Source organism: Pseudomonas sp. NFX98, assembly GCF_047784845.1.
In the GTDB taxonomy this organism is placed as follows: domain Bacteria; phylum Pseudomonadota; class Gammaproteobacteria; order Pseudomonadales; family Pseudomonadaceae; genus Aquipseudomonas.
The window spans coordinates 1-17,616 of sequence record NZ_JBLNNF010000028.1 but is presented as its reverse complement, the minus strand read 5'-3'; the positions used below and the strand labels follow the sequence as shown (position 1 = coordinate 17,616).

The 17,616-nt window shown below is 59.5% G+C and carries 10 protein-coding genes; 5 read left to right on the top strand and 5 right to left on the bottom strand.

The window, feature by feature from the left end; all coding sequences use genetic code 11:
- Complete coding sequence (gene waaF, locus ACM110_RS28020) at positions 1 to 1,035, bottom strand: lipopolysaccharide heptosyltransferase II (protein WP_416130320.1); 1,035 nt, start codon at positions 1,033 to 1,035, stop codon at positions 1 to 3.
- A gap of 169 nt (positions 1,036 to 1,204) precedes the next feature.
- Positions 1,205 to 4,141 (bottom strand): bifunctional [glutamate--ammonia ligase]-adenylyl-L-tyrosine phosphorylase/[glutamate--ammonia-ligase] adenylyltransferase, encoded by a 2,937-nt coding sequence (gene glnE, locus ACM110_RS28015; RefSeq protein WP_416130319.1) that lies wholly within the window; start codon positions 4,139 to 4,141, stop codon positions 1,205 to 1,207.
- Between the two features lie 383 nt (positions 4,142 to 4,524).
- Here glnE and aceE point away from each other — a divergent pair, with 383 nt between their 5' ends.
- The 5 genes from aceE (at position 4,525) to msrA (ending at position 14,417) form a co-directional block, all read left to right on the top strand.
- Complete coding sequence (gene aceE / locus ACM110_RS28010; protein WP_416130318.1) at positions 4,525 to 7,170, top strand: pyruvate dehydrogenase (acetyl-transferring), homodimeric type; 2,646 nt, start codon at positions 4,525 to 4,527, stop codon at positions 7,168 to 7,170.
- An 11-nt stretch (positions 7,171 to 7,181) separates the two neighbouring features.
- Positions 7,182 to 9,143 (top strand): dihydrolipoyllysine-residue acetyltransferase, encoded by a 1,962-nt coding sequence (gene aceF / locus ACM110_RS28005; protein WP_416130317.1) that lies wholly within the window; start codon positions 7,182 to 7,184, stop codon positions 9,141 to 9,143.
- Between the two features lie 279 nt (positions 9,144 to 9,422).
- The gene (locus ACM110_RS28000; RefSeq protein WP_416130354.1) at positions 9,423 to 10,823 is read left to right on the top strand and encodes an alkaline phosphatase D family protein; all 1,401 of its coding nucleotides are present in this window, start codon (positions 9,423 to 9,425) and stop codon (positions 10,821 to 10,823) included.
- A gap of 190 nt (positions 10,824 to 11,013) precedes the next feature.
- Positions 11,014 to 13,707, top strand: coding sequence for an EAL domain-containing protein (locus ACM110_RS27995; protein WP_416130316.1), 2,694 nt, complete (start codon positions 11,014 to 11,016; stop codon positions 13,705 to 13,707).
- Between the two features lie 62 nt (positions 13,708 to 13,769).
- Positions 13,770 to 14,417 carry a peptide-methionine (S)-S-oxide reductase MsrA gene (msrA, locus tag ACM110_RS27990; protein ID WP_416130353.1) on the top strand — a complete coding sequence of 216 codons (648 nt, stop codon included), beginning with the start codon at positions 13,770 to 13,772 and terminating at the stop codon, positions 14,415 to 14,417.
- Positions 14,418 to 14,518: 101 nt separating this feature from the next.
- Here the strand turns inward: msrA and ACM110_RS27985 are convergent, their stop codons facing one another.
- The 3 genes from ACM110_RS27985 to ACM110_RS27975 form a co-directional block, all read right to left on the bottom strand.
- Positions 14,519 to 15,355 (bottom strand): 23S rRNA (adenine(2030)-N(6))-methyltransferase RlmJ, encoded by an 837-nt coding sequence (locus ACM110_RS27985; protein WP_223447514.1) that lies wholly within the window; start codon positions 15,353 to 15,355, stop codon positions 14,519 to 14,521.
- 148 nt (positions 15,356 to 15,503) lie between these two features.
- Complete coding sequence (locus tag ACM110_RS27980; protein WP_416130315.1) at positions 15,504 to 15,812, bottom strand: contact-dependent growth inhibition system immunity protein; 309 nt, start codon at positions 15,810 to 15,812, stop codon at positions 15,504 to 15,506.
- A partial coding sequence (locus ACM110_RS27975; protein WP_416130314.1) for an RNase A-like domain-containing protein occupies positions 15,809 to 17,616 on the bottom strand: 1,808 nt, incomplete at its 5' end. The genes ACM110_RS27980 and ACM110_RS27975, both read right to left, overlap by 4 nt.

Sequence of the window (17,616 nt, the reverse complement as noted above, 5' to 3'; positions counted from 1 at the left end):
CTATTTGACCTCGACCACAGTGCCCTGCAAACGCTGCAAGGCTTCGTTCACCGCTTGCGGCATCAGCTGGCGCAGGCAGTTGTAATGGCCGAAACGGCACGTGCGGTCGAAGCAAGGGCTGCATTCGATGCCCAGGCGCACGATCTCGACATGCTCGGCCAGCGGCGGCGTGAAGCCCGGCGAGGTCGAACCGTAGACCGCCACCAGCGGGCGGTTCAACGCGGCAGCGACGTGCATCAGTCCGGAATCGTTGGACACCACCGAATCGGCGCAGGACAACAAGTCGATGGCCTCGGCTAGCGAGGTGCCGCCACTGAGATTCACCGACTCTTCGCGCAAACCGGGAATCAGCCGCGAACGGATGTCTTCACCCACGGCATGATCGTTTTTCGAACCGAACAGCCAGACCTGCCAACCCTCGCGAATTTTCGCTTCGGCGACCTTGGCGTAGTGCTCGGACGGCCAGCGCTTGGATTCGCCGAACTCGGCGCCGGGGCACAGCGCCAACACCGGGCGATCAAGGGTCAGGTCGAATTTGGCGAGTGCCGCCTCGCGGGTCACCGGATCGATCTGCAGGCTCGGGCGCGGATACGGCTGAGGCAAATCGAAACCGGGCTCATAGGCAAGCGCCATGAAGCGCTCGATCATCAGCGGATAACGTTCTTTGTCCAGCGTGCGCACATCATTGAGCAGGCCGTAGCGGAATTCGCCACGCCAACCGGTGCGCTTTGGAATACCCGCGAAGAACGGCACCAGCGCCGACTTCAAGGAATTGGGCAACAGGATCGCCTGGTCGTACTGGCCGGCCAGGGATTTGCCGATGCGCCGACGCGTTGCCAGCTCCAGCGCGCCGTGGCCGAGCGGGAAGCTCAAGGCCTGGCGAACTTCGGGCATGCGCTCAAGAATCGGCCGGCTCCACTCGGGGGCCAGCACGTCGATTTCGCATTGCGGGTGGCGTTGCTTGAGACACTGAAACAGTGTCTGCGCCATCACCATGTCACCGACCCAACTGGGCCCAACGATCAGAATTTTCATGTGGTTTCCATAAACGAGCCGGGGAGGCTAATGCCTCCCCGCCTCGTGAATTCTACAAAACACTGCAAATCTACTGTGGGAGCGAGCCTGCTCGCGATGAACCTGAGCACACCGTGGGGTATCAGGTTAGCCAAGTCATCGTTAACGACCATCGCGAGCAAGCTCGCTCCTACAATCCCAGCTCACGCCAGATCCGCATGACCTGTCGCCGTTCGTCCGCAAACTGATCGCCCGGTATCACCCCGGCGTCCTTCTGCAAGGCCTGCCGGTGAGCGGCGGAGCGGTAAGCCTTATAGGCTTCACGCAACAGACTGGCATCTTCGACGGGCATCAACCCTTCGTGTTCCAGCTCTTCCAGAATGCGGATGTTGTCCGTCCAGCGCAGCAATGGCGGGTGTGTTTCGGACCACGCCAGGGCCGCGTATTGCACCATAAATTCAATATCGACGATACCTCCGGCGTCCTGCTTGAGGTCGAAGGGCGCCGTGGCTTCGAAGGCATTCGCCCCGGTGCCGGCCGCCGTGCTCTTGCTGCCGAGGTTATCGCGCATCTTGGCGCGCATCTCGCTGACCTCCTGGCGCAGCTTCGGCAAATCGCGCGTTTTACCCAGAATTGCGGCGCGAACCTGCTCGAATGCGCGACCGACATCTTCGCTGCCCACCAACACCCGCGCGCGCACCAGCGCCTGATGTTCCCAGGTCCAGGCTTCATTTTCCTGATAGCGGGAAAACGCACCCAGAGAACTCACCAACAGCCCCGACGCGCCGGACGGTCGCAGGCGCATGTCCACTTCATACAGCTGACCTGAGTTGGTTTGCGCCGTCAGCAAGTGAATGATCCGCTGCCCGAGCCGGGTGAAAAATTGCGCGCCATCGATCGGTTTCGGTCCGTCGGTTTCCGCCTGCGGATCACCGTCGTGGATAAACACCAGGTCCAGGTCAGAACCATGCCCGAGTTCCAGGCCACCGACTTTCCCATAACCGACAATAATGAAACCCGGATCGCACAAGCTGCCATCGGTGCGCAGCGGCGTGCCGTACTTGGCGACAGTCTGCCGCCAGGCCAGGGCCAATACTTGCTCAAGAATCGCTTCGGCGAGCCAGGTCAGGTAATCGCTGACTTTCATCAACGGCAGGCTACCGGCGATTTCCGAAGCTGCGACCCGCAAGCGGTGCGCCAGTTTGAAGTGACGCAAGGCTTCCATTTGCTGTTCGAGGTCGTCCTCGGGAATCCGCGTCAGCCGCTCGCGCAATTCGGCGGCCAACTCCGGCGCCAAGGGCGGCTTGAACAACCGGCCTTCGTTGAGCAGTTCGTCGAGCAGCAACGGGAAACGGGTGATCTGCTCGGCGATCCACGGGCTCGCCGCGCACAAAGTCAGCAAGCGGCGCAGTGCGCCGGGGTTTTCGGTCAGCAAAACGAGATAAGCAGAACGGCGGGCGACGGCTTCCACCAGTGGCAGCACTCGTTCCAGCACCAGATCGGGATTGGCGTGCTCCACGGCTTGCGCCAGCAAACGCGGAATAAAGGCATCAAGACGCTCGCGCCCCAGACGCTGCATGGCACGCAATTGCGGGCTGCTGCGCAAGCCGGCCAAGGCCTTCAGCGCTTTCGGGGCATCGGTAAATCCGCCCTCCTCCAGCTGACGGCAGGCCGCTTCTTCGTCCTGGGCTTCTTCCCACAGCGGCAGCCATTCACCACCGACCACCACTTCGCTTTCGGCACCCTGCTCTTCATCGGGATCGGCGATCACCTGACCGAAATGCCAGGCCACACGGCCGCGCCAGTACATTAATTGCTCATGAAACGCCGGCCAATCGTCAAAACCCAACATAAAGGCAATGCGCGCCTGATCCTGAGCGCCATCCGGCAGCATCTGGGTCTGGCGGTCGGCGATCGCCTGGATCGCATGTTCGGTGTAGCGCAGGAATTCGTAGCCTTCGCGCAGTTCGCTGATCACCGCTGGCGGCAGGTAACCCTGACCTTCCAGGGTGTTCAGCACTTTCAACAGCGGGCGTTGCTGCAGGCTCAAGTCGCGACCGCCGTGGATCAGCTGAAAGGCCTGGGCGATAAATTCCACTTCACGAATGCCGCCGGAACCGAGCTTGATGTTGTCGGCCATGCCCTTGCGCCGCACTTCCTGCTGGATCAGCTGCTTCATGGTGCGCAGCGCTTCGATGGCAGAAAAATCCAGATAGCGCCGATAAACGAACGGCCGCAGCATTTCTTGCAGTTGCGCGCCGGCCACTTGATCGCCGGCCACCACCCGCGACTTGATCATCGCGTAGCGTTCCCAGTCGCGGCCCTGATCCTGGTAATACTGCTCCAGCGCGTTAAAACTCAGCACCAGCGCACCCGCCGAACCGTAGGGGCGCAAACGCATGTCGACGCGGAACACAAAACCGTCGACGGTCATCGGGTCCAGGGCCTTGATCAGGCGCTGGCCGAGACGGATGAAAAATTCCTGGTTATCCAGCGGTCGCTTCACGCCGACCGTTTCGCCGCCCTCGGGGTAGGCGAAGATCAGGTCGATGTCCGACGACAGATTGAGTTCCACCGCACCGAGCTTGCCCATGCCCAGGACGACCATCTGCTGCGGCTCGCCGCTGCGTCGCCCGGTGGGCACGCCGAATTGCTGGCAATGGCGCGTGTACAACCATTGATAGGCCTGATCGATGCTGGCGTCGGCCATGTCCGAGAGGTCGCGGCAGGTCTGGACCAAATCGGCCTGGCGGTTGAGATCGCGCCAGATGATGCGCACCTGGTGGCGAGTGCGCTGACGGCGCAAGGCACGACCGAGCTGATCATCGGTTTCGGCAGCGTTCGTCGCCGCAGCGATCTGCGCGCGCAACTCGCCGGGGGCAAAGCTGCGATCCAGTTCGCCAGAGCGCACCAGCTCCAGCAACATCAAAGGGTCACGCACGCTCTGTTCAATCACGAAATCGCTGGCGGCGGTCACGCGGGCAAATTGCGCCCAGCGCTCAGGCGTCCAGGTCGACAGGCCATGATCGTCATCCAGAGCGGCGACGGCGGTACGGAACGACTGCTCGGCGCGGGTGACAAACGGCAACAGAATGGCGGGCAGTTGGGCAAGCGAAGGGAGGCTCATGGTCTATCCTTGATCGGCGTGCAACGGGCTGCATGTAGTGAATCTCGCAAACCCACTACCTGATTGAGTGTCGAACAAAAGTTAGAAATAGCTGAAATTTCTTTATTATTGGCAGCCAACATCAAGCTTTCACCTTATACAGTTGGAAAAAGACCAACCTTAACGATTATTCTCACAACACAGTCGGGGGCCACAAGCCGCTCATCTGTAGTTTTACTACTCGTATATACATTAGTAAGGCTGAAATGCCGGATCATTTGTAGTAAAACTACACACCGCCGGAACAACCTATCGGCAATCCAAGAATTCATAACGTCTGCCCACAAGGCCAGTCGCTAACTCAGGCAACCGATTCTGGTAGCCTTTCCGCCCTGGAGCAAGCCATGCAAGACCTCGATCCCGTCGAAACCCAGGAATGGCTGGACGCCCTGGAATCGGTTCTCGACAAAGAAGGCGAAGACCGTGCTCACTATCTGATGACCCGTATGGGTGAACTCGCAACCCGCAGCGGTTCGCAGTTGCCTTACGCCATCACCACGCCTTACCGCAACACCATCCCGGTTACCCACGAAGCACGCATGCCTGGCGACCTGTTCATGGAACGCCGCATTCGCTCGCTGGTACGCTGGAACGCGATGGCCATGGTAATGCGTACGAACCTGAAAGATTCTGACCTCGGCGGTCACATCTCCAGCTTCGCCTCCAGTGCGACCCTGTATGACATCGGCTTCAACTACTTCTTCCAGGCTCCGACCGACGAACACGGCGGCGACCTGATCTACTTCCAGGGCCATACCTCGCCAGGCGTTTACGCCCGTGCGTTCATGGAAGGCCGCATCACCGAAGACCAGATGAACAACTTCCGCCAGGAAGTCGACGGTCAGGGCCTGTCGTCCTACCCGCACCCTTGGCTGATGCCTGACTTCTGGCAGTTCCCGACTGTATCCATGGGTCTGGGCCCGATCCAGGCTATCTACCAGGCACGTTTCATGAAGTACCTGGAAGCCCGCGGCTTCATCCCTGAAGGCAAGCAAAAAGTCTGGTGCTTCCTGGGCGACGGCGAGTGCGACGAGCCGGAATCCCTGGGCGCGATCTCGCTGGCTGGCCGCGAGAAGCTCGACAACCTGATCTTCGTCATCAACTGCAACCTGCAGCGCCTCGACGGCCCGGTTCGCGGCAACGGCAAGATCATCCAGGAACTCGAAGGCGTGTTCCGCGGCGCTCAGTGGAACGTGACCAAAGTCATCTGGGGCCGTTTCTGGGACCCACTGCTGGCCAAAGACGTCGACGGTATCCTGCAACGCCGCATGGACGAAGTCATCGACGGCGAGTACCAGAACTACAAAGCCAAAGACGGCGCGTTCGTGCGTGAACACTTCTTCAACTCGCCGGAACTCAAGGCGATGGTTGCAGACCTGTCCGACGACGAGATCTGGAAACTCAACCGTGGCGGCCACGACCCGTACAAGGTCTACGCGGCGTACCACGAAGCGGTCAACCACAAAGAACAACCTACCGTCATCCTGGCCAAGACCATCAAGGGTTATGGCACCGGTGCCGGCGAAGCGAAAAACACCGCACACAACACCAAGAAAGTCGATGTCGACAGCCTGAAGTTGTTCCGTGACCGCTTCGACATCCCGGTAAAAGACGAAGAGCTGGAAAACCTGCCGTTCTTCAAGCCGCAGCCGAACAGCGCCGAAGCCCGCTACCTGAGCGAGCGTCGCACTGCACTGGGCGGTTTCGTGCCACAGCGTCGCGCGCAAAGCTTCAGCGTTCCGACTCCGCCACTGGATACCCTCAAGGCTATCCTCGACGGCTCGGGCGACCGTGAAATTTCCACCACCATGGCATTCGTGCGGATCCTCGCGCAGCTGGTGAAGGACAAGGACATCGGCCCGCGCATCGTTCCGATCATCCCGGACGAAGCCCGTACCTTCGGTATGGAAGGCATGTTCCGTCAGTTGGGCATCTACTCGTCCGTCGGCCAGCTCTACGAGCCAGTCGATAAAGACCAGGTGATGTTCTACAAGGAAGACAAGAAGGGCCAGATCCTCGAAGAAGGCATCAACGAAGCGGGCGCCATGAGCTCCTTCATCGCGGCCGGTACTTCGTACTCCAGCCACAACCAGCCAATGCTGCCGTTCTACATCTTCTACTCGATGTTCGGCTTCCAGCGTATCGGCGACCTGGCCTGGGCTGCCGGCGACAGCCGTACCCGTGGTTTCCTGATTGGCGGCACCGCCGGTCGTACCACGCTGAACGGCGAAGGCCTGCAACACGAAGACGGTCACAGCCATATCCTGGCTGCCACCATCCCGAACTGCCGCACCTTTGATCCAACCTACGGCTACGAGCTGGCGGTGATCATCCAGGACGGCATGAAGAAGATGACCGAAGAGCAACAGGACATCTTCTATTACATCACCGTGATGAACGAATCCTACCAACAGCCTGCCATGCCGGCCGGTGTCGAGGAAGGCATCGTCAAGGGCATGTACCTGCTTGAAGAAGACACCCGCGAAGCGGCGCACCACGTTCAGCTGATGGGCTCCGGCACCATCCTGCGTGAAGTCCGTGAAGCAGCGAAGATCCTGCGTGAACAGTTCAACGTCGGCGCCGACGTATGGAGCGTTACCAGCTTCAACGAACTGCGTCGCGACGGCCTGGCCGTTGAGCGCACCAACCGTCTGCACCCGGGCCAGAAGCCTAAGCTGAGCTATGTGGAAGAGTGCCTGAACGGCCGTAAAGGTCCGGTCATCGCCTCTACCGACTACATGAAACTGTTCGCCGAGCAGATCCGTCAGTGGGTACCGTCCAAGGAATTCAAAGTCCTGGGCACCGACGGTTTCGGCCGCAGCGACAGCCGCAAAAAACTGCGTCATTTCTTCGAAGTCGACCGTCATTTCGTGGTGTTGGCAGCCCTGGAAGCACTGGCTGACCGTGGTGACATCGAACCTAAGGTGGTGTCTGAAGCCATCGCCAAGTTCGGTATCAACCCGGAAAAACGCAACCCACTGGACTGCTGAGGAGAGATTCTGTGAGCGAACTCATTCGCGTACCTGACATCGGCAGCGGTGAAGGTGAAGTAATTGAACTATTTGTGAAGGTCGGCGACCGTATCGAAGCCGACCAGAGCATCCTGACACTTGAGTCGGACAAGGCGAGCATGGAAGTGCCTGCGCCGAAGGCCGGTATCATCAAGAGCCTGAAAGTGAAGCTGGGCGATCGCCTGAAAGAAGGCGACGAACTGCTGGAGCTGGAAGTTGAAGGTGCCGCTGCTACGGCGCCTGCGGCTGCTGCCCCGGCCGCCAAGGCTGAAGAGAAGAAAGCAGCGCCTGCACCTGCCGCCGCTGCGCCAGCCGCTGCTCCTGCTGCCGCTTCGGTTCAGCAAGTGCACGTGCCGGACATCGGTTCGGCGGGCAAGGCCCAGATCATCGAGATCCAGGTCAAGGTCGGCGACACCGTCGAGGCTGATCAGTCGCTGATCACCCTGGAATCCGACAAGGCCAGCATGGAAATCCCGTCGCCTGCCGCTGGCGTGGTCAAGGCCATCAGCGTCAAGCTCAACGATGAAGTCGGCACTGGCGACCTGATTCTGGACCTGGAAGTGGCGGGTGCTGCGGCGCCTGCTGCTGCCGCTCCGGCCCAGGCTGCTGCACCTGCCGCCGCGGCTCCAGCGCCAGCCGCAGCCGCTCCGGCTGCACCGGTTGCCGACAGCGTCCAGGACATCCACGTTCCGGACATCGGTTCGGCGGGCAAGGCCAAGATCATCGAAGTCCTGGTCAAGGCCGGCGACAGCGTTGAAGCCGACCAGTCGCTGATCACTCTGGAATCAGACAAGGCCAGCATGGAGATTCCATCGCCAGCCGCTGGCGTGGTGGAAAGCGTTTCCATCAAGCTCGATGACGAAGTCGGTACCGGCGACCTGATCCTGAAGCTGAAAGTCAAAGGCGCTGCCCCGGCCGCTGCTCCGGCACCTGCCGCTGCCGCACCGAGCGCTGCTGCTCCAGCTCCGGCCGCTGCTGCTCCTGCCGCCGCACCTGCTGTCGCCCCGACCGCTGCTCCAGCCAAGCCTGGCGCCAAGGTTCACGCCGGCCCTGCCGTGCGTCAACTGGCCCGCGAATTCGGCGTTGAGCTGAGCGCTGTCGGCGCCAGCGGTCCGCACGGTCGCATCCTGAAAGAAGACGTGCAGGTTTACGTCAAGGCCATGATGCAGAAGGCCAAGGAAGCACCGGCCGCTGCTGCTGGCGCAACCGGTGGCGCGGGCATCCCGCCGATTCCGGTCGTGGACTTCAGCCGCTTCGGTGAAATCGAAGAAGTGCCGATGACCCGCCTGATGCAGGTCGGCGCTGCCAACCTGCACCGCAGCTGGCTGAACGTGCCGCACGTGACGCAATTCGACTCGGCGGATATCACCGAACTGGAAGCGTTCCGTAACGCCCAGAAAGCCGTTGCAGAGAAGGCCGGCGTCAAGCTGACCATCCTGCCGTTGCTGCTCAAGTCCTGCGCGCATCTGCTCAAGGAACTGCCGGACTTCAACAGCTCGCTGGCGCCAAGCGGCAAAGCGATCATCCGCAAGAAATACGTGAACATCGGCTTCGCCGTCGACACCCCGGATGGCCTGCTGGTACCGGTCATCAAGAACGTCGACCAGAAGAGCCTGCTGCAACTGGCCGCCGAAGCTGCTTCCCTGGCTGAAAAAGCCCGGACCAAGAAGCTCTCGTCGGACGAAATGCAAGGCGCCTGCTTCACCATTTCCAGCCTCGGCCACATTGGCGGCACCGGCTTCACGCCGATCGTCAACGCGCCGGAAGTGGCGATCCTCGGTGTTTCCAAGGCAACCATCCAGCCAGTCTGGGACGGCAAAGCCTTCCAGCCGAAACTGATGCTGCCGCTGTCGCTGTCCTACGATCACCGTGTGATCAACGGCGCCGCTGCTGCACGCTTCACCAAGCGTCTGAGCGATCTGCTGGCGGACATCCGCACCATCCTGCTGTAACACCGGCCGGCCCTCCTTCACCGGAGGGCCTGTCGCGTTTCACGTTTTCCGAGCGCCACGCTCGTACCTCAACCCCGCCAATTTGGCGGGGCTTTTTTTGCCTGAAATTTCACGTCGAGAATGCCTTCCTACATTTGTGGATGACATAGCCCACAACTTCAGTCCGTTTCCGCTCGATATCTTTTGCGTTTCAATCACTAGCCTTAGTTGCATGACCGGCTAATACACACACAACTTGGCCGCTTTGATCAATACGCTAAACAACGAATGGACTCGAATATGTTCAAGCCTACTGTCGGCCCGATTATTGGCCACACAACAACACATCACGCACGTATTTTTTTACGTGGCAACTGGCAGAAAAACACCTCGGCATTTGCCGGCATTCGTTATCGCCGTATCGGTGAGGAGTGCTGGAGTAAAGGTGTATTTACCCAACTGAAACTCGAACGCGACATGTCGGATGTCATCACTCTCCACGATCTTGCCGCCGATACCGAGTACGAATATCAAGCCGGATGGCTCACGCCCATGAACCCGGTGCACACCGTAGAAACCGTACAGGAACTGCCGGTGCAATGGCCTCGGGACATCTATCGCCTGCGCACGCAGTCCAGCAAAGCCACCACCCCACGGGCCTACATCGTCGGCTCTTGTCGCTACCTGCGCATGACCGCGGGAGTGCCATCTGCACCGCATTTGGGTGACCGGATCTTCGCTTCCATCGCCAACCTGGCGCAAAACACCACACCGCCGATCAATGCCATGTTGATGACCGGCGACCAGGTTTATGTCGATGACTTGAACTTCATCGCACCCGATCGGGAATACCAGGAGATACTCGCCAAATACCGCACGGCGTTCTCTCAACCACATATCTCAAAGTTAATGTCCTGCATGCCGACTTACATGATCCTTGACGATCATGAAATAGAAGATAACTGGCCAGCCAATAAAAAAAGCGCCGATGATCATTTATACAAGAACGCCATGACCGCTTATGAGTTATACCAAGCCAGTCACAGCCCGGCCCATGAACTGAATACCCAAGGGCAAACAAGCCCATCGTTAAAAAAATATTGGTACCCGTTTGCCAATGGCGATATCGAGTGGTTTGTCACCGACAGCCGCACCCGGCGCAATCTCAGCGACACCGACCGGCGCATCCTTGATACCGATCAGGAACAGGCTTTGTGCGACTGGCTGATCCACAGCCCGGCCCGGGTCAAGTTCGTGGTCACCAGCGTGATGTTTTACCCCGACCGCAAACGCCTCGGTGATGATGCCTGGCAAGCCTTTCCCGAACAACGACTGCGGCTGCTGGAAACGATCCGTACTCATGGGATCAAGAATGTTGTCTTCATTTCCGGCGATGTTCACGGCTCCCTGATTAGCCGCCTGACTCACAGCGAGGACCCGGACTTCGAAGTACATACCATCGTCTCGTCGCCGCTGTGCAACAGCAAACTGCTGCCTTATGCCAAAGCGTCCACCTTTATCCTTGATCAACCATTGGTGCAAACCGCCGCGGGTGATTATCGACATGAACTGACCGGCAAGGTGATCAGCCAGGACAACTTCGCGCACCTCATGGTCGATGCAGAACAGATTCAGGTGCGTTATCACGATCGGGATGGCAACCTGTTGCAATCGACAGGCATTGCCTTGAGTCAGGGTTGAAACCCAGTCAATAGCCTGGCTTTTTTCTATTAACTGAAGAAATCTTCGCTTCTGCCGACATATTCTTATAGCACTTGGCCTTCATGTCTCTTGTCAGTCGGTGCCGCAATGATGCAACCTTGCCGCAGGCAACAGTAAAGAGGGCGAGAGCCCGGCGCGTTCAGCAAATTCGAAGCGAGTTTCCCTTCATATGAAAAGCCAACCCGATGCCGCCAGCCGTATGGTGGCCGAGGTAGTGACGCAGTTGCCTGTGCCCTCGCGGCTCGGCATGCTGCGTTTCGAACGGCTGAATGAACCGAGCTGGGCACTGCTGTTTCTCGATCCCAATTGCGAACGACAATTCGGCCTGCCGGCTGTGGAGTTGTGCGCGCTGGTGGGTTCGCCCTACGCCAGCCTGATGGAGCCGGAAGCGCGCTATCAACTGCATGACGCAGTCCAGCAGCAACTGAGCGAACACACGCACTACCTGATCCGCTACACCCTGCACACCGCCTCGGGTTCCCTGAACCTGCTGGAACTGGGCGAAGCCTACAAACAACACAATCGACACCTGTTGCGTGGCTACCTGCTGGTCATCGATGGCCTGTTCGACGATGACCCGCTGCTGCCGGCACTGGATCTGGAAACCCAGAACTCGCGCCTGCAAATCGCTCTGGAACTCAACCAGCGCGCCCAACAGGAACAGCTGCTGCACCTGGACCGGGTGCGCGCCCAGCAGGACCTGATCCTGCTGCTGACCCGTCAGCGCTACAGCAGCAACAATTCCCTGCAAGAAGCCGCCGAGCTGATCACCCGCAGCGCCTGCGATATCTACGAAATCGACTGCGCCAGTCTGTGGCATCTGGAAGGTTCGAAGCTGGTGCCGATCTCGGCCTATCACCGCACGAACCAGGAATACCTGCTGCCGGAGCCGATCGACGTCAGCGTGTTCCCCGACTATCTCGACGCCTTGCACACCGGGCGCGCCATCGACGCCCACAACGCCATGCGCGACCCGCGCACCCGGGAAATGGCCGAAAGCCTGCGCCCGCGCGACGTTAACGCGATGCTCGACGCCAGTATCCGCGTCGACGGCCAAGTGGTCGGCGTATTGTGCCTTGAGCAAACCGGCGCGACTCGCGCCTGGCAGTCGGACGAAATCGCGTTCGCCGGTGAACTGGCGGATCAGTTCGCTCAGGTCATCAGCAATCACAATCGACGCACCGCCACCAGCGCCCTGCACCTGTTCCAGCGTGCGGTCGAACAAAGCGCCAACGCCTTTTTGCTGGTCAATTGCGATGGCGTGGTGGAGTACGTCAACCCAAGCTTCACCGCGATCACCCAGTACAGCACCGAAGAAGTCCACGGCCAGCGCCTGTCGGAACTGCCGGCCCTGGAAAACCTCAGCGAACTGCTGTTCGACGCGCCCTCCGCGCTGGCCAAGAGCAACAGCTGGCAGGGCGAATTCAAGAGCCGCCGGAAAAACCTCGAACCCTACTGGGGCCAGTTGTCGATCTCCAAGGTCTATGGCGATAACCGCGAACTGACCCATTACATCGGCATCTACGAAGACATCACCCAGACCAAGCTCGCTCAGCAACGCATCGAGCGCCTGGCCTACACCGACAACCTGACCAACCTCGGCAACCGCCCGGCGTTCATCCGCAACCTTGATGAACGCTTCGCCCGAGACAGCGATACACCGATCAGCCTATTGCTGGTGGACATCGACAACTTCAAGCGGATCAACGACAGCCTCGGCCACCAGACCGGTGACAAGCTGCTGATCAGCCTCGCTCGGCGCCTGCGCAACAGCCTTATCCCGAGCGGCAGCCTGGCGCGGTTTGCCAGTAACGAATTTGCGGTGCTGCTGGACAACACAGACCTCGAAGTCGGCCAGCAAGTCGCCAGCCAGTTGCTGACCACCCTCGACAAGCCGATGTTCGTCGACAACCAGTTGATCAGCGTCACCGGCTCCGTGGGCCTGGCCTGCGCGCCACTGCACGGGCGCGACCCGCAAACCCTGATGCGCAACGCCGGGTTGGCGCTGCACAAGGCCAAGGCCAACGGCAAACATCAGGTGCAGGTGTTTACCGAAGCATTGAACGCCGAGGCCAGCTACAAGCTGTTTGTCGAGAACAACCTGCGCCGCGCCCTGACCCAGAACGAGCTGGACGTGTTCTATCAGCCCAAGCTCTGTCTGCGCAGTGGTCGGTTGCTGGGCATGGAAGCGTTGCTGCGCTGGGATCATCCGGAAAAGGGCATGATCCGTCCGGACCAGTTCATCAGCGTCGCCGAAGAAACCGGCCTGATCATCCCGATCGGCAAATGGATCGCCCGCCAGGCCTGCCGCATGAGCAAAGCGCTGACCGCTGCGGGTCTGGGCAATTTGCAGGTGGCGATCAACCTGTCGCCCAAGCAGTTCTCCGACCCGGACCTGGTGGCCTCCATCGCCAACATCCTCAAGGAAGAAGCGCTACCGGCTCACTTGCTGGAACTGGAGCTGACCGAAGGCCTGCTACTGGAAGCCACCGAAGACACCCACTTGCAGCTCGACCAGCTCAAGCGCCTGGGCCTGACTCTGGCGATGGACGACTTCGGCACCGGTTACTCGTCGCTCAGTTACTTGAAAAAATTCCCCATCGACATCATTAAGATCGATCGAAGCTTCATTCACGAAATACCGGACAACCAGGACGACATGGAAATCACCTCCGCGGTGATCGCCATGGCCCACAACCTGAAACTCAAGGTCGTGGCTGAAGGCATCGAAACGTCCGCACAGCTGACCTTTCTGCGTCGCCACCGCTGCGACGTCGGCCAGGGCTACCTGTTCGACCAGCCGATCCCGGGCGCCGAGCTGATCGAGAAGCTCAAACGCTACCCGCGCGGCCCAATCGCCTGACAGCGAGCCGACACTCGGGCAAACTGCATGTCTAAATATTCCAACGACTGAGAGGACTGATGATGGTTCTGCGCTCGGAAATTCTGGTGAACAAAAACGTGCTCCCTACCAAAGAACAAGCTCTGCCTGGCCGTGAAACCCCCATGACCGTGCCGGAAAAACACTTCGTCCACGACGCCCCTCTACTGGGCCCGTTCGCGATGGACGTGGATTTCGCGATCTTCGGCCTTGGCTGTTTCTGGGGCGCGGAACGCAGATTCTGGCAACGTGAAGGTGTAGTCAGTACGGCCGTGGGTTACGCGGGTGGCTTCACCCCGAACCCGACTTACGAAGAAGTCTGCTCTGGCTTGACCGGCCATAGCGAAGTCGTGCTGGTGGTCTACGAGCCGGCAAAGGTCAGCTACGAAGAGCTGCTGAAGATGTTCTGGGAACTGCACAACCCGACCCAGGGTATGCGCCAGGGCAATGACCTCGGCACCCAGTACCGCTCGGTGATCTACGCCACCAACCCGCCCCAACTGGAAGCCGCGAAAAAAAGCGCACAGGTGTTCCAGGTCGAACTGACCAAAGCCGGCAAGGGCATCATCACCACCGAAATCGACGAAGCGCCGACGTTCTACTTCGCTGAGACGTATCACCAGCAGTACCTGGCGAAGAATCCGGAAGGTTATTGCGGGATTGGCGGTACGGGCGTGACTTGCCCGATTTAAGCGCTTGACGCAAAAGATCGCAGCCTGCGGCAGCTCCTACAGAGGAATGTATACATCTGTAGGAGCTGCCGCAGGCTGCGATCTTTTGATCCTGCTACTCGTTACTCGGCAATCAACCAATCCATCTGCCACCCACCCTGGGTCTGCCCCAGTTTCTGGGACAACCACGGCAGCAGCTCACGCAATTCCTCCTCCAGCCCCCATGGCGGATTGGCAATCGCCAACCCGGAGCCGTTCAGGCTGTTCGGCGTATCCAGCGGATGCACCAGCAACTCCACGCGCAACAACTTCGGCGCCCCGGTGCCGGCCAGATCCTGATAGAAACGACGCAAGGCGCGCTGATCCTTCACCGGATACCAGATCGCCGCCACGGTCTGGCGCATCCGGCCAATCGCCTCTTTCAACGACGCCGCGCAACGCTGCATCTCGTCGAGCTTTTCGAACGGCGGGTCGATCAACATCACCGCACGCTTCTCCGGCACCGGCAGCAAGGCCCGCGGCACATGCCAGCCTTCGCCCAGGTGCACCTTGACCCGACGATCACCGGCCATGTTGTCCTTGAGCAGCACGCCGTCTTCCGGATGTTTCTCGTTGAGCAACACACGGTCTTGCGGGCGGGTCAGACGCCGCGCCAACTCCGGCGAGCCGGGGTAATAGCGCAACTGGCCATCCGGGTTCATCTCGTGCAGCACCTGCATGTAATCAGCCGTCAGGATCGGCAGATCCGGCTGATCCCACAAACGCGCGATGCCTTCCAGGTACTCACCGGTACGGTTGGCCTGATCGCCCTGAAGGTCGTACAGACCAATGCCGGCGTGGGTATCGAGATAGGCAAACGGCTGCTCCTTGCGCGACATCAGGGCGATGAGGCGGGTCAAGGTCAGGTGTTTGAACACATCGGCGTGATTGCCGGCATGGAAGGCGTGACGATAATTCATGGCTGCTCCTGCGAAGGCCGGGAAGTTTACCTTTTACCGGCCGGCAAGTCAGGGGTTCACGGCTGAGCGGGCATTACGAAGGTCGCGCCCGTAATCGAAGGAAACTTCCGAAGGCCTGCCCGGAAATATCGAAGTCCTTTTTTACTTATCAAAGGCGATCAAGGCGACCAGCCAATTTGTTAGCAATATGACGCAACCAAGCTTCACCTGACTCCCACGCGCGCCAATAGCAGTAGTAGCAGCTCAACTCTTTTAGTAAGTACTCTCGCAGCACAGACTCATCCTTGTTCTGTTCTAGTAGAACATTGAGTTCATGCTGGACCTTCACTAGATCCTCAGGGTCAGAATCAGCTAAAAAAGAATCGATTACCTGCTCAGCCGTGTCATGCTCGACCGCCCAATCTTGATGGAAGTACGCTCCAAAAAAATCGTGTATCTCGGGAAATTCTTTACTCATATCTCTGGAAATCCTGTCAGCAAAAAATATCCCTCAGGTCTTCGGGTGTCCTTTTTCAATACCAGTAATACCTTTGATGCCGAGACATTCTCGGTGCGTCCATTGGGCAAACTTACACCTACCGGGTAAGGAAACTGATGGGTAATAGTCGTCTTTTCTTTCTTTCCGTTCAGGAATTTTTCAATTTTTACTTTGTTAGCATCTAAAGCTCTCGCAGATGCCGATTCAGCAGTGGTTCGATCAGGAAACGTTGAAGCCGCCGGGATGTTTGGTTCCGCTTTCAACCTGTTAGCCAACTGCCTTTCTGTTCTACCGACATGTTTCTTAATTAGATGCCCTCCCTGAGCCTCGTGCGCAGCCAAGCCCCCACCCGGAACAATTTCACTGTACGGCCCATCGGTACCTTTATCGCCCGGACATTGGCACGCTAGCCCCAACGGATCCACCCACCCCGTCGGATTCGGCGTGTACTGATATTGGTTCAGTCCTCCCGTCAGCTTCACCGGATCCGGCGTCAGATAACGTCCGGTATCCGGGTGGTAATAGCGGTGGCGGTTGTAGTGCAAGCCGCTTTCGGCGTCGAAGTACTGGCCCTGGAAGCGCAGCGGTTGTTCCAGCTGTTCGCCGCCGCCGTGGGTGATTCGGCTGACTTTGCCGTAGGCGGTGTATTTCGCTGACCAGACGATCTCGCCGCCGTAGTCGGTGAGCTCCTGCGGGGTGCCGAGGTGGTCGAGTTGGTAATAAAACGGACAGGCTTTTCTTGGGCCTTTGCCGTCGAGCAGGGCCAGCGGGCGGAAACTGCCCGGTTCGTAGAGGTAGCTGCGGTAGTGGTTGGGGCTGCTTTCGGCGACGAGCTGGTCGCCTTGCCAGAAAAACTGCGTGGTCTGGCCGTCGACGGTTTTATCGATGCGGCGGCCGAAGGCGTCGTAGCGGTAACTCGCCGTGCGGCCGTCGGGCAGGGTCAGGCCGATCAGGCGGTGCTGGCTGTCGTAGGTGTAGGCGGTGATGTTCTCGCCACGGCGTTCGCGGATCAGGTTGCCGTAGGCGTCGTAGTCGTAGTGGCGGTCGGCGTGGCGGCGCAGGCGGTTGCCCTTGAGCTGCCAGGGGCCGGGGCGGTCGTGGATCAGCAGGTTGCCGGCCGGGTCGTGAGTGAAGTTTTCCGGGGCTTGCTCACGGGCGTGGCGCACGCCGGTCAGACGATCGAGCGGGTCGTACTGATAACGGCGTGGGCCGTGGCGCGTGTCGCTGATCTGTGTGAGGTTGCCGTTGGCGCTGTAGGCATAGTCGCGACGGTACAGCGGACGCTGGTTTTGCCTGACGGCGTGGGCCTGCAAACGGCCCTGTTCGTCGTAGGCATAGTCGCTGAGTAGCAGGCCTTGTTGCCGCTGGCGCTCCCTTCCACATTCAAATTGATGATGGGTCAGTCGCGTGCCGTTGAGGTCGATGGCCGTCAGCGCTCCGCCTTCGGCGCGGTGGTATTCGAGGCGGCTGTTGTCCGGCAGACGCAAATGCTTGAGCTGGCCGCTGACGTCGTAGCCGTAACGCAAGGTGCCCCAGCCTTGATGTTCGGTGATCAGTCGGTCGTGGACGTCGTATTCGAACTCCAGCGGATGGTCCTGGCCGTCGTCGACGCTGACCAGTCGGCCCAGTCCGTCATAGCGGTACTCGACCTTGACCCCGTCGGGCAGGGTCTTGACCAATAAACGTCCGGCGCTGTCACGCTGGTACGCGGTGAGCAACTGCGAACCGTCATCGCCGAACTCGGTTTTCGCCAGCAACTGGCCATTGAGGTCGTAGGCATAGG

Excerpts from the sequence above, each read along its gene's own strand:
- waaF (WP_416130320.1), bottom strand. The coding sequence starts at position 1,035 with ATGAAAATTCTGATCGTTGGGCCCAGTTGGGTCGGTGACATGGTGATG.
- glnE (WP_416130319.1), bottom strand. The coding sequence starts at position 4,141 with ATGAGCCTCCCTTCGCTTGCCCAACTGCCCGCCATTCTGTTGCCGTTT.
- aceE (WP_416130318.1), top strand. The coding sequence starts at position 4,525 with ATGCAAGACCTCGATCCCGTCGAAACCCAGGAATGGCTGGACGCCCTG.
- ACM110_RS28000 (WP_416130354.1), top strand. The coding sequence starts at position 9,423 with ATGTTCAAGCCTACTGTCGGCCCGATTATTGGCCACACAACAACACAT.
- ACM110_RS27995 (WP_416130316.1), top strand. The coding sequence starts at position 11,014 with ATGAAAAGCCAACCCGATGCCGCCAGCCGTATGGTGGCCGAGGTAGTG.
- msrA (WP_416130353.1), top strand. The coding sequence starts at position 13,770 with ATGGTTCTGCGCTCGGAAATTCTGGTGAACAAAAACGTGCTCCCTACC.
- ACM110_RS27985 (WP_223447514.1), bottom strand. The coding sequence starts at position 15,355 with ATGAATTATCGTCACGCCTTCCATGCCGGCAATCACGCCGATGTGTTC.
- ACM110_RS27980 (WP_416130315.1), bottom strand. The coding sequence starts at position 15,812 with ATGAGTAAAGAATTTCCCGAGATACACGATTTTTTTGGAGCGTACTTC.